Here is a 12,534-nt window from a genome sequence, read left to right as displayed (position 1 = left end):
TGAACTCAGCCGAAGCGGCCGGTGATATAGTCCTGCGTGCGCTTCTCGCGAGGCGAGGTGAAGATCTTCTCGGTGCGGTCGAACTCGACCAGCTCGCCGAGATACATGAACGCCGTCTGCCGCGACACGCGCGCCGCCTGCTGCATGTTGTGGGTGACGATCACGATCGTGTAGTCGGCCTGCAGCTCATCGATCAGCTCCTCGATCTTGGCGGTCGACAGCGGATCGAGCGCCGAAGCCGGCTCGTCGAGCAGAATGACTTCCGGCTTCACCGCCACGGTGCGGGCGATGCAAAGCCGCTGCTGCTGGCCGCCGGAGAGGCTCTGGCCGCTGGCGTTGAGCTTGTCCTTGACCTCGTTCCAGAGCGCGGCGCGCTTCAGCGCCGACTCGACGCGGTTGTCCATCTCCGCCTTGCTGATCTTCTCATACAGCCTGACGCCGAAGGCGATGTTCTCGTAGATCGACATCGGGAACGGCGTCGGCTTCTGGAACACCATGCCGATCTTGCTCCTGAGCAGGTTGAGGTCCTGCGACCGGTCGAGGATGTTCTTGCCGTCAAGCAGCACCTGGCCCTCTGCGCTTTGCTTCGGATAGAGCTCGTAGATGCGGTTCAGCACGCGCAGCAGTGTCGACTTCCCGCAGCCCGACGGCCCGATGAAGGCAGTGACGCTGCGTTCGGGCAATGACAGGTTGATGTCCTTCAGCGCCTTCGACTGGCCATAGTAGAAGTTGAGGTTCTTGACTTCGATCTTGGCCTTCTCCACGGCGGTGTCGGCTACGTTCAGATCGGTGGACAACATCGGTTTCATCTGTCCTCTCTGCGTCCGGTGAGGCTGCGGGCGAAGATGCTCAGCCCGAGAACCGTCAGGGTGATTATGAGTGCGCCCGTCCAGGCCAGTTGCTGCCATTCCTCGTAGGGGCTTAGGGCGAACTGGAAGATGGTCACCGGCAGGCTGGCCATCGGCGCGTTGAGATTGCTCGACCAGAACTGGTTGTTGAGCGCGGTGAAGAGCAGCGGCGCCGTCTCGCCGGAAATGCGGGCGATCGCCAGCAAGATGCCGGTGACGATGCCGGAAAGTGCCGCGCGATAGGCGACCGAGCGGATCACCACCCAGCGCGGCGCGCCGATGGCGGTGCCGGCTTCGCGCAGCGCGTTGGGCACGAGGTTGAGCATGTCCTCGGTGGTGCGCACCACGACGGGGATCACCAGGATGGAGAGCGCCACCGCGCCGGCGATCGCCGAGAAATGGCCCATCGGCCGCACCAAAAGCTCATAGACGAACAGGCCAACGATGATCGAGGGCGCCGACAACAGGATGTCGTTGATGAAGCGCACCACAGTGGTGAGGCGCGAGAAGCGCCCGTATTCGGCCATGTAGGTTCCGGCGAGCACGCCGATCGGCGTGCCGACGAGGATGCCGATGATAGTCATGATGATGCTGCCGTAGATGGCGTTGAGCAGGCCACCGGCGTCGCCGGGCGGCGGTGTCATTTCGGTGAAGACCGACAAGGAGACGCCGGAGAGGCCCTTGTAGATCAATGCGCCAAGGATCAGCGCCAGCCACGCAAGACCGATGCCCGCCGCGATGACGCACAGCGCCATCATCACGGCATTCTTGCGCTTGCGGCTTTGGTGGAGCGATGCGGCGGTCGACATCGGTCAGGCTCCCGTGCGGCTATCGATGCGCAACAGCATGTAGCGTGCGAGCGCGAGGATGATGAAGGTGATGATGAACAGGATCAGGCCGAGCGCCACCAGCGAGGAAGTGTAGATCGAGCCGTCGGCCTCGGTGAATTCGTTGGCGATGGTCGCCGAGATCGTCGTGCCCGGGGCAAACAGCGAGGCGCTGATGCGATGCGCGTTGCCGATGACGAAGGTGACCGCCATCGTCTCGCCGAGCGCGCGGCCGAGGCCGAGCATGACGCCGCCCATGATGCCGACGCGGGTATAGGGGATGACCACGCGCCGGGTCACCTCCCAGGTCGTGCAGCCGATGCCGTAGGCCGATTCCTTCAGCACCGCCGGCACCGTGTCGAACACGTCCTTGGTGATCGAGGTGATGAAGGGCAGCACCATGATGGCAAGGATCAGCGACGAGGTCAGCAGGCCGATGCCGTAGGGCGGACCGGCAAACAGGCTGGAGAGGCCCGGTATGCCGTGGAAGATGTTGATGATGAAGGGCTGGATCGTCGTCTGCAGGAACGGCGCGAAGACGAACAGGCCCCAGATGCCGTAGATGATCGAGGGAATGCCGGCGAGCAGCTCGACCGCAATGCCGATCGGGCGCCTCAGCGGGCGCGGGCAGAGCTCGGTCAGGAAAACGGCGATGCCGATGCCGATCGGCACGGCAATGATGATGGCGATAGCCGAGGTGACGACGGTGCCGTAGATGGGCGCCAGCGCGCCGAAATTCTCCGTGACCGGGTTCCAGGCCTCGCTCGTCAGGAACGAGAAGCCGAACTTCGACAGCGCCTCCCACGAGCCGGCGACCAGCGAGATGGCGACGCCGCCCAGGAGAACCAGCACGAGGATGGCGGAAGCGCGCGTGGCCGCCCGGAAGACCATGTCGGTGAAGGCGAAGCGGCGCACCGTCGCTTCCCTGGTCCGCATGGCGGACGAAGTCACGGCTTCGGAAACGGCACTCATCTAGCCCCCTCGCATTTCGAAAGAGAGACAGGAGGGCGCCCTGCGGCGCCCTCCTCATTCCGGAAGGATTACATGCCGGAGTAGATCGGCTTGCCGTCCTTGTCGACGATGTCCTTGCCCCACATTTCCTCGACGCTCTTCACGACCTTGTCGGGCATCGGAACGTAGTCGAGTTCAGCAGCCATCTTGTCGCCCTTGGCATAGGACCAGGCGAAGAACTTGAGCGCTTCGGCCGTGGCGGCTGCATCGTCGGGCTTCTGATAGACGAGGATCCAGGTGGCGGAGGTCATCGGCCAGGATGCAGCACCTGCCTGGTTGGCCAGGATGACGCCGTAGCCCGGCTGCGAGCTCCAGTCGGCGTTGGCCGCGGCAGCCGAGAATGCCTTGGCGGTCGGCTCGACCTTCTTGCCGTCCTTGTTCACCATGTCGGCATAGGTGAGCTTGTTCTGCTTGGCATAGGCGTATTCGACATAGCCGATCGCGCCGCCGGTCTGCGAGACGTTGTTGGCGACGCCTTCGTTGCCCTTGGCGCCGATGCCCACCGGCCACTCGAGCGCCTTGTCGACGCCGACCTTCGACTTCCAGTCAGCGTTGACGTCGGCCAGATAGTAGCTGAAGTTGAACGTGGTGCCGGAGCCGTCCGAGCGATGGACGACCGCGATCGCCTGGTCGGGCAGCTTGATCTTGGGGTTGAGCTTCTTGATCGCCTTGTCGTTCCAGTTGGTGATCTTGCCTAGGAAGATGTCGGCCAGCGTCGGGCCGTCAAGCACCAGCTCGCCCGGCTTGATGCCTTCGAGATTGACGACCGGAACGATGCCACCCATCACCATCGGGAACTGCGCGAGGCCGCTCGACTTGAGATCGTCGCCTGTGAGCGGCGCGTCGGAAGCGCCGAAGGTCACGGTCTTGGCCTTGATCTGCTTGATGCCGCCGCCGGAGCCGATCGACTGGTAGTTGAGACCGATGCCGGTCTCCTTCTTGTAGGCGTCGGCCCACTTTGCGTAGATCGGATAGGGGAAGGTGGCGCCCGCACCGGAGATGTCCGCAGCCCAAGCGGCGGACAGGGTGAGCGTGGACGCCGTAGCCATTGCAATCGCAACGGCCGCCGAGCGGATGAAATGTCTCATGTGGCCTGCTCCTGTTCGGAATATGGTCTCTTGGCACCGCCTTCTGCCGGCGCCTAGTGAGCGCAATAGCCGTGGATTATTACAGTTGCATGACAGTTTCGTGTCAGCCCGGTAACGTCTGGACGGGGATGTCTGGAGGGGCCTGCGGCCGCCTTTTCGGAGCAGCCGGAGTTTGCCGCGGGAATCAGTAACTTGTCTGACTTTAAATCAAAGATTATCCCGGCGGCCTAAATCTCAGCCGCCGGGAAATAAAATCCGGACGAGAGCGCGTTGCTGCCAGAGCGGATCATGGCCTAGCCATCGCCGAAAACAGGTCCGTTGGGGTAGAGTCGACGCTGTTCCTTGCCGGCGGTCGCTGCTCCCGCCCGTAACCGAGGGGCGGAATCGACAGTGGCTATTGTCCTGGCTTGGCCTTCGCTTTGGTATGGTGCGATCACACCATACGCCTGCGTCAGACCTGCCGAAGCGCCATGGAAGACGATCGCCAGCGGGCTGGCGGAGGGGAGATGCTCTTAGCCGGCGCTGCGTTTGACGTTTGCGTCCGAACCGAGCCATCTTTCGAGCTTCTCGAGCAGCGCCTTCGGGCTGATCGGCTTGGGCAGGTAGTCGTCCATGCCGGCTTCCAGGCAGCGTTCGCGGTCGCCTTTCAGCGCGTGCGCGGTCACGCCGACGATCGGCACATGCGCACCGGTCTCCGCTTCGAGCCGGCGGATGGCGGCCGTCGCCTCCAGGCCGTTCATCTCTGGCATCGACACATCCATCAGGATCATGCGCGGATTGAGCTTGCCGAAGGCGTCGAGCGCCTTGCGGCCGTTGGCGACGATCTCGAAATGATAGCCGGTCTCGCCGAGGATCTGCGTGAACACGAGCTGGTTCACCTCATTGTCCTCGGCGACGAGGATGTCGAGCCCGGGCTCCGCGCCGGCCGGGCGCGGCCGGGCACGAACCGGCGGCGGCTGCAGCAGGACGCGCTCCGACGCCGTTGCCTGTAGCGCCGGCGCCTGCTGCGGTGCGCCATGCCCCGCCCCGTCGCGCCCGGCCAGGAGCGGATGAACGGCCGCCGCGCTGTGGCGGTGGCGCTGGATGGTGGCCACCAGCGTTTCCAGCAGGATGGAGGAGCGCGCCGGCTTGATCAGTTGCGCATCGATGCCGAGATCGCGATAGGCGGCGCTGGCGAGCGACTGGTCGACCGAGGTCAGCATGATGATCGGCGTGTGCGCGAGGCCGTCGGTGTTGCGCACGATGCGCGCCATTTCGGCGCCGGTCATGCCCGGCATCTGGTAGTCGAGCACGACGCAGTCGACCGGCACGCCGTAGGCGGCGGCTGCGATCAGCACCTTCAGCCCCTCGGCGCCGCTTTCGGCCGCGCAGGAATCGAAGGTCCACGACGCCATCTGCTCGCTGAGGATCGAGCGGTTGACGGCATTGTCGTCGACGATCAGCACGCGAGCGCCGGTCACGTCGACCGGCATGATGCGCTGGCCGGCCTGCTCGGCCCGCGGCAGCGTGACGGTGAACCAGAAGGTCGAGCCCTTGCCCTCGGCGCTGTCGACGCCGATCTCGCCGCCCATCAGCTCGACCAGCCGCGAGGTGATGGCAAGGCCGAGCCCGGTGCCTTCGTGCCGTCTTGTCGAGGACGTGTCGACCTGGCTGAATTTCTCGAACACCAGCTTCAGCTTGTCCTCGGGAATGCCGATGCCGGTGTCGGTGATCGAGATGGTGAGCCTGGTGCCGGCCGGAACGCGCTCGCCGATGACGTCGACCAGCACGTGGCCCTCGTCGGTGAATTTCACCGCGTTGCCGAGCAGGTTGGTGACGATCTGCCGGAGGCGGCCGACATCGCCGACAAACTGCCCGTCGAGTCCCGGCTGCACGCGCACGATGAGCTCGAGGTCCTTCTCCTTGGCGCGCGTCGAAACCAGCGTCGCTACATCCTCGATCGCCTCGGCGAGGTTGAAGGGCGCCGGGTCGAGCACCAGCTGGCCGGCGTCGATCTTGGAGAAGTCGAGGATGTCGTTGATGATGGTGAGCAGCGCGTTGCCCGATTTGACGATGATGTCGGTGAACGTCTTTTGCTTCGGGTCGAGGTCCGACTTGGCGAGCAGCTCGGCCATGCCGAGCACGCCGTTCATCGGCGTGCGGATCTCGTGGCTCATATTGGCGAGGAACTCCGACTTGGCGCGGTCGGCGAGCACGGCGCGCTGGCGCGCCTCGCGGAGCTCGGCCTCGCGCTGCTTCAGTTCAGTAATGTCCGTGGTCGAACCGATCAGATAGAGCGAGCCGTCGGAGGCGATCATCGCGCCCTTGCGCGCGAACTGGTGGCGCACGCTGCCGTCCGGCAGCGTCACCTTCTCCTCGATCTCCTGCGTCTCGCCGGTGCGCAGCACCGCGAGATCGCCCGCCACGAAGGCTTCGCCGTCGGCGCCGAATATTTCGACATCGGTCTTGCCGATAGCCTCTTCCTTGCTGAAGCCGGTGAGGTCGCACCAGCCCTTGTTGACGTAGAATTGCCTCAGGTCGGACCGCTTGGCGTAGATCGACACCGGCACGTTGTCGATCAGGCTGCGGAAGACCTCGTTCTCGCGCATGCTTTCCTTGAGCGCCCGTTCGCGCGCCTTGACGTCGGTGATGTCGGTGCTGGATCCGACCAGATGCACCGATCCGTCGGTCGCGACCAGGCGGCTCTTGCGCGTCATCAGCTGCCGCACCGTGCCGTCGCGATGGGTGACGGGTTCCTCGATTTCGCGCCCCTTGCCGGTCGCGACGACCTCGGTGTCGTCCTGGCTGTAGCTTTCGGCGTCCTCGACGCCGAAAAGCTGGCGGTCCGTCTTGCCGATGACGTCTTCCTTGGCGATGCCGGTCAGCGCGCACCAGGCCTTGTTGACGAATTCGATCGTGAGGTCCTCGGCCTTGATGAAGGCCGCAACCGGCAATTCGTCCATGACATGCCGGTAGAGGTCGATCTGGCGCATCGAGTCGCGCAGCGCCTTCTCGCGCGCCTTGATGTCGGAAATGTCGACGCGCACGCCGATGAACGTGCCGTCGTCGGTGCGCATGTCGTAGACTTGATACCAGCGCCCATCCGGGTTGAGTCGCTCATATGAAGAACTGGGCAGACGGTAGCGCCTGAGCATGGCGTCGAGCCAGCGCTCGGTGTCGGCGCCGTACAGGCTGTCGATTTCCGCGTCGCCGCTCAACCGGAAATAGCCCACGGAATGGCCCAGCGCCAATGCCTCGCGAAACATACGGCCTGGCTGCCAGGCCGGCTTCAGCGCCGGCAGCGTGTCCTGCAGCTTGCGGTTGGCGAAGACGAATTTGTCGTCGCGATCGTAAATGATGACGCCGGCCGGCAGCGACTCCAGCACGGTGGCGAGGTTCTTGCGCGCGTCCTCGGCCTCCGTCTCGCGGTGCTTCATGTCGGTGATGTCGACATAGGAGATCAGCCGCTTGCCCCCGGCAAGCGGGGCCAGCGAGGCGATCAGCGTGCGGCCGTCATTGCGCGGCAGCTGCCTGGGGCCGGTGACGCCTGCCTGGATCTCCGCCTCGCGCTGAGCGATATGGCGCTGCCAGACCGCCTCGTCGGCGCCATAAGGGTCGGCGTCGCGGCTCGCCTCCATCAGCTCGCGGAAGCCGCAACCGGCCGCGGCGCGGCGCGGATCGATCTTCCAGAAATCGTAGAAGGCGCGGTTGATAATCTCCACCCGAAGATCGGCGTCGAGGACGATGACGCCGATCGGCATCGAATCGACCATCAGGCGAAGGTTGGCGAGCGCTTCAGAAGTCGCGGCTGCATGCTGATCCTGGGCGCCGGCGACCGCTGCCTCGCCGCGCTCAACAGTGCTTTCGAAATCTCGCGGGTCGCCCGCACCGGCCGTCACGTCCGTATCAGCCATTCCTACCCCCAGGCCGAACCTCGCAAGTTCGTCGGCGGAATGTGCCCGACAAGCATTAACGATCCGCTAACCTTAACGATTCGGAACCGGATACACCCGCTGCCGTTGAACGCGTGTCGTCCAGAACTGCGCAGCGGTTAAAGCGCGTCGCCTGAGAACGTTCAGTGCGACGCGCTATGGTCAGACGCTGGTCCCATGCCTGCTGCGGTAATCCGTCCGTTGGCGAACCCACCGCTGCCGGGCTATAAAACCGGCGGGGGTATTGCTGATGTTCGGTCGAATTCTGCCTTTCGTTCTCTGCCCGGCGCTGCTTGCCGCCGGCGGTTGCGCGCGTAGCGACGACGGCACGGTGATCATTCCGCGGCAGCTCGACGTGAGGCGGGTCTGGGACAGGCCTCCGCAGCAGGCTCAGGTGAGCGCGCCGCCGGTGGCCGCCGGCGTCTTTCCCGCGCCGCCCGAGCCGGCAAAACCGGTGCCGCGCAGATACCGCAAGCCAGCGCCGGCAACGCCGCAGGCGCATGTCCAACCGCCGGAGGCGGCTTCCCGCCCGGAGAAAGCGCTGGCCTGCCGCAATGTCAGCGAACCCGGCAGGCGCTATCGCGTCGTGTGCGACTAATCTCGCGTTTCGATCGGGTTCTCCGCTTCAGCCAACCCCTTGTTGGCCAAAGCTTGCGAAATTGAAGTCGACATTTGTAGCTGGCGCTCCCATCGGTCGGTGGCCATCGTGATGCCCCCGATCACGAACTGCTGATGAAACCCTCGGCCGGCATTTGACGTTATCGGCGCAACGCAAGGGAGACTGAGGATGACCGTTCATTTCACCGTCTCTGGCCTGACCAGGAACCTGATCCATTCGCTCGGGCTGGATCACGAGCGGGCGCTGACTCCTGAGCAAAATCTGCTGCTGGAATGCTATCTGGCAGGACAGATTCCGGAATCGGCCTGGAATGACTACGTCTTCGAGATGCCGGAATTGAAAAAGCACGCAAATGCCCGGCGCGGACGCAGTTCAACGTAATGCGTTTCGGCTAAGGCAACCCTTGGAAATCGCGCAAAGGTGAATTTGAGCAGTTCGGCGATTCTATTGCTGAACTGCTTTGGCGGTACCTTTTGGCGAATTGAACTGAAGCGTGAAGACCTTTCCCGGAATGCCTTGCGCAAGCGCCGGCGAAAAGCTGAGCGGCAGGCAGTTGCGCAAGGCGGCGGTCGCCGCATCGACATAGGCCTGACGCGCCTTGTCGTCGCCGCTGACCTTGATGGCCGTCGCCTTGGGCGGGCCGATCAGCGTGCCGTCGCGCTTGAAGCTGAAGCTCAAGGTGACCGAGGAATTTTCGGAATTGGCGGGCGGGGTCCAGCAGGCCTGCAGGGCAATGCCGACCTCATTCATGGTGTTGAGCGACGCGGCATTCGCCGGAAAGGGCAGCGCCAGCAGCGCGCCGACGATCGCCGAATATCTTGCCATGCCTCTCATCGCTGGTCCTCCTCGCTTTCGCCGCTCGCATGGTACGATCAACGTGCAGGATGACAATAGGATTTCAGCCGGACTGACACCGGTAAAATCTGCAAAATCAGGTTGCCGTGATGCCTGCACGGCCGCCGCCACAAAGCAAAAGGCCGGCGGCTGCACGGCCGCCGCCACAAAAGCAAAAGGCCGGCGCTGGCCGACCTTTCCTTCGCCTCGCCATCGCGCCAGTACATCCGTGGTCGCAGCGAGGATTGAGACACTAGACAGGGCTTTGGTTAACAAATCCCTAACGTCGCAGTCATCCTATGCCCCGGCCTGCGCTTTCACGTGGGCGATGTAGGCGCGCACGTCGCTCGCGGGTTCCGCATAGGCCTTGCCGAGCTTCTTCTCGATCGCGGCCATGTAGTCCTGCGCCCAACCGGGCAGTGCGTAGTCGATGACGGCCAGGAACTCGAGCGTCGCCGCAAGGCGGATGTCGGCGATCGACGGGTTGTTGCCGCCGATGAACGGCTTGCCGTCCCGGAAGAAGCTGTGGAAGACCTCCAGCGGTTCGGCGATCGCGGCGGCGGCCGCCTTCTGCGCCTCCGATTTCTTGTCGGGCTGGGCGTCGCTGTGGCCGACCTCGCCGGCATATTGCGGAAAGCCGAGCGCCGGATAGGTGGCTCTAGCCACATAGGGATAGAGCGTGCCGATCAGATAGAACATGGCGCTGTCGACCATCGCCCGCTTGGCCGGCGCTTTCGGATAGAATTTCTCCAGCCCGTGCTTGTTGGCGAGATACTGCATGATGGCGCAGCTTTCCCAAAGCACGCCGCGCGGCAGTCCCTTGTCCTCGATCATCGGCGTCAGATGCGCCGGATTGCGCGCCAGGAATTCCGGCGTGCGCGTGAGGCCCCAGGCGTCGGTCTCCGCATGATCGAGACCGGCCGCTCGCGCGAAAACACGGACCGTCATGTTGTTGACGCTCGGCCGCAGCATGCTGAGCTTGACTGCAGGCTTCTTAGCCGACTTCGCTTTGGCCTTGGACGCGGCCTTTGCCGTCGTTTTAGGCGCGGCCTTTGCCGTCGTCTTAGGCGCCGGCTTGCCTGCCTTGGCCGAGACCTTGGCTGCAGTTGTTGCCTTTGCTGCGGCTTTCGCCGCTGGTTTGGTAGCTTTCTTCCCGGCCGGCTTGGCCGAGGCCTTCTTCGTTCCCTTTGTGGCTGCCTTTGCCATCTTGGTCCTCCCTCTGACCTGTTCAGTACGGATTCTTCGCCGCCCGGTTCTCGGACAATGTTTGGCGCGACCGCTCGACCAGCACCTGGATGGCGTCTGCAAGGTGGACTTCGGCGATTGCGTAGTCGCCGCGGGCCACGCGGATCTTGTGCGCCGCCATCAGCACGTCGGCATGGCTGAAACCGGCCGGCGGCTCGAAGCGGTAGGAGGCAAGCTCGATCAAGAGCCCCAGCGGATCCTCGAAATAGATCGAATCCATGAAGCCGCGATCCTTGACGCCGCTGTGCTTGATGCCGCGTTCGTCGAGCCGCGCGACTGCCTGCAGGAAGGTCACCCGCGACACCGAGAAGGCGATGTGGTGGACGCAGCCGATATCGGTCGGCGTCCGCCGCTTGACCGGGGTCCGGCTCTCGTCAGTGAAGACCGTGATCAGCCGGCCGTCGCCGGGGTCGAAATAGAGATGGCTTTCGCTCGCCTTGTCGAGATTGGGCTGCTCGAAGATGAAGGGCATGCCCAGCACGCCCTCCCAGAAATCGATCGAGGTTTGGCGATCGGCGCCGACCAGCGTGATGTGATGAACGCCCTGCGACTGCAGTTTTTGCATTTGGCTCCTCCCAGCCACGCTGCGCCTGCCTGCCGGACGAGATGGCCAGGCGCCGTTAAATAGCGCTCGGCAGGCGACCGCCGCACGGCTTCGCTCCCCTGGTTCCGCATTCCGCATCCTGCTGGATCGCGGCCGGACTTTGATTAACGGATGCTAATTCAATCCGAGGCGCTGCGCCAGAAGCGGCGACACTTCCAAGGCATCGCACCGGCAACCCATCGGCGGTCGCAAGGAGAATGCGCAAGGCTTTGTTGCGCCATGCTCGATGGCCGGCACAGGCAGCGGAACCCCCTGCCCGCCCCGCCGTTTACGGTTATGGCACTGGCCGACGACATCCAAATGGCGGAACGGCACGTCCTACAAGCCGAGCGTCACATCAAGCGCCAGCGAGCGCGCATCGCTGCACTGAAGCGCCGTCGGTTGCCGCGAGGCAAGGCCTCCAACTTTCTGCAGTTGCTTGAAGATGCCCAATCGATGCACCTCCAACACCTATCGCGGCTGTTGGAGAGGGCGTCCTATGAAGAAAGACCTCAACCGGATGCGAACCGCTTCCCCGGTTGGTAAATGACCTGGCGCCAAATCTGAGGAAAGCTTGGTACGCCCAAGGGGAATCGAACCCCTGTTACCGCCGTGAGAGGGCGGTGTCCTGACCGCTAGACGATGGGCGCGCTCAAGAACCGGCGATATAAGATGACGGCTGGGAAAAAGCAACTGGGGTTTCGGGCTGTTCGCAGACTTTGCTGGACGGCCCTGGTCAAGCCTGACGTTTCGGCTCGATCAGGTCCCACAGATTGCCGTAGAGATCGGCAAACACTGCCACCGTGCCATAGGCCTCTTGCCGCGGCGCCTCGCGGAATTCCACGCCCCTGCCAAGCATCGCCCGATGGTCGCGGGCGAAGTCGTCGGTCTCGAGGAAGAGAAACACCCGGCCGCCCGTCTGGTCGCCGATGCGGCTCGCCTGCCTCCCGCCCGAAGCTTGAGCCAACAGCAGCCGCGCGCCCTGCCCGTTTGGTGGCGTGACCGTCACCCAGCGCTTGCCGCCGCCGAGATCGACATCGTCGGTCAGCACGAAGCCAAGCCGCTCGACATACCAGGCAATCGCCTCGTCATAATTGCTGACGACGAGCGCTACTGTCGCAATGCTGCGCTTTTCGGCAGAACCGCTCATTTGTTGCGGATGGCAAACTGGCCGACCATGCGGCGCTCGGCAATGTCGTAAACGAAGATGGCGCGGCTGCCGTCGGCAAGCTCGGCGTCGATCGACAGTCGGTTGCCGGACAGCGCCTGGCTGACCACCTTGGCGCCCACCGGCAGCACGATGTCGCCGGCAAGCGGCGCCCCGGCCGGGACTTGGACATCGGAGACCGGTACCGGCTTCGCGCCGGGCGCATTGCGGGCTTTGTAGACAAGGACGCCGATCACCACCATAAGGGCGAGGAACAGAAGGCCGAGATTGACGATCATGAAGCGGATAAGCTTCCTGCGCACCTTTTCGGCCGCTGGGTCGAGCGGCTTTTCCTCATCTTCATCGGCGACCGGCCGGGCCATGGCTAACAATCCGCAATGGGTTTCGATGAGCGCTCATA

General features: G+C 63.9%; 12 protein-coding genes and 1 tRNA gene. 2 read left to right on the top strand and 11 right to left on the bottom strand.

The window, feature by feature from the left end; genetic code table 11:
* Window positions 1–5 precede the first annotated feature (5 nt).
* From pstB to RFN28_RS12870, 5 genes are all read right to left on the bottom strand, one after another.
* A complete protein-coding gene (gene pstB / locus RFN28_RS12890; protein ID WP_320287709.1) occupies window positions 6–809 on the bottom strand; it encodes a phosphate ABC transporter ATP-binding protein PstB in 804 nt (267 codons plus the stop codon).
* Window positions 806–1,657: a phosphate ABC transporter permease PstA gene (gene pstA, locus RFN28_RS12885; RefSeq protein ID WP_320287708.1), complete on the bottom strand. Its 852-nt coding sequence runs from the start codon at window positions 1,655–1,657 to the stop codon at window positions 806–808. Before pstA ends, pstB begins: the two co-directional genes overlap by 4 nt.
* Window positions 1,658–1,660: 3 nt before the next feature.
* Window positions 1,661–2,647, bottom strand: a complete 987-nt coding sequence (pstC, locus tag RFN28_RS12880) for a phosphate ABC transporter permease subunit PstC (RefSeq protein ID WP_320287707.1) — start codon at window positions 2,645–2,647, stop codon at window positions 1,661–1,663.
* Window positions 2,648–2,715: 68 nt separating this feature from the next.
* Entirely contained in the window at window positions 2,716–3,774 is a 1,059-nt protein-coding gene (pstS, locus tag RFN28_RS12875; RefSeq protein ID WP_320287706.1) for a phosphate ABC transporter substrate-binding protein PstS, read from the bottom strand.
* A gap of 512 nt (window positions 3,775–4,286) precedes the next feature.
* On the bottom strand, window positions 4,287–7,667 hold the full coding sequence (locus RFN28_RS12870) for a response regulator (RefSeq protein ID WP_320287705.1): 3,381 nt from the start codon (window positions 7,665–7,667) through the stop codon (window positions 4,287–4,289).
* A gap of 268 nt (window positions 7,668–7,935) precedes the next feature.
* On the opposite strand from RFN28_RS12870, the gene RFN28_RS12865 reads away from it, so the two are divergent.
* Together RFN28_RS12865 and RFN28_RS12860 are read left to right on the top strand one after the other, a co-directional pair.
* A complete protein-coding gene (locus tag RFN28_RS12865; RefSeq protein WP_320287704.1) occupies window positions 7,936–8,283 on the top strand; it encodes a hypothetical protein in 348 nt (115 codons plus the stop codon).
* A 189-nt stretch (window positions 8,284–8,472) separates the two neighbouring features.
* On the top strand, window positions 8,473–8,685 hold the full coding sequence (locus RFN28_RS12860; RefSeq protein WP_320287703.1) for a hypothetical protein: 213 nt from the start codon (window positions 8,473–8,475) through the stop codon (window positions 8,683–8,685).
* A 63-nt stretch (window positions 8,686–8,748) separates the two neighbouring features.
* On the opposite strand, the gene tolA is transcribed toward RFN28_RS12860, so the two are convergent.
* The 6 genes from tolA to RFN28_RS12830 all read right to left on the bottom strand — a co-directional run bounded on the left by tolA (window position 8,749) and on the right by RFN28_RS12830 (window position 12,496).
* Window positions 8,749–9,129: a cell envelope integrity protein TolA gene (tolA, locus tag RFN28_RS12855; protein WP_430677912.1), complete on the bottom strand. Its 381-nt coding sequence runs from the start codon at window positions 9,127–9,129 to the stop codon at window positions 8,749–8,751.
* 306 nt (window positions 9,130–9,435) lie between these two features.
* On the bottom strand, window positions 9,436–10,344 hold the full coding sequence (locus tag RFN28_RS12850; RefSeq protein ID WP_320287701.1) for a glutathione S-transferase family protein: 909 nt from the start codon (window positions 10,342–10,344) through the stop codon (window positions 9,436–9,438).
* Window positions 10,345–10,366: 22 nt separating this feature from the next.
* Window positions 10,367–10,948: a VOC family protein gene (locus tag RFN28_RS12845; RefSeq protein WP_320287700.1), complete on the bottom strand. Its 582-nt coding sequence runs from the start codon at window positions 10,946–10,948 to the stop codon at window positions 10,367–10,369.
* A 593-nt stretch (window positions 10,949–11,541) separates the two neighbouring features.
* Window positions 11,542–11,616 (bottom strand) — tRNA-Glu (locus RFN28_RS12840).
* A gap of 86 nt (window positions 11,617–11,702) precedes the next feature.
* On the bottom strand, window positions 11,703–12,116 hold the full coding sequence (locus tag RFN28_RS12835) for a VOC family protein (RefSeq protein ID WP_320287699.1): 414 nt from the start codon (window positions 12,114–12,116) through the stop codon (window positions 11,703–11,705).
* The gene (locus RFN28_RS12830) at window positions 12,113–12,496 is read right to left on the bottom strand and encodes a fimbrial protein (protein WP_320287698.1); all 384 of its coding nucleotides are present in this window, start codon (window positions 12,494–12,496) and stop codon (window positions 12,113–12,115) included. Before RFN28_RS12830 ends, RFN28_RS12835 begins: the two co-directional genes overlap by 4 nt.
* Window positions 12,497–12,534: the final 38 nt, after the last annotated feature.

Origin of the sequence: Mesorhizobium album (assembly GCF_033977205.1) — a bacterium.
Taxonomy (GTDB): Bacteria; Pseudomonadota; Alphaproteobacteria; order Rhizobiales; family Rhizobiaceae; genus Mesorhizobium; species Mesorhizobium album.
This window is presented reverse-complemented; position numbering and strand designations above follow the sequence as displayed.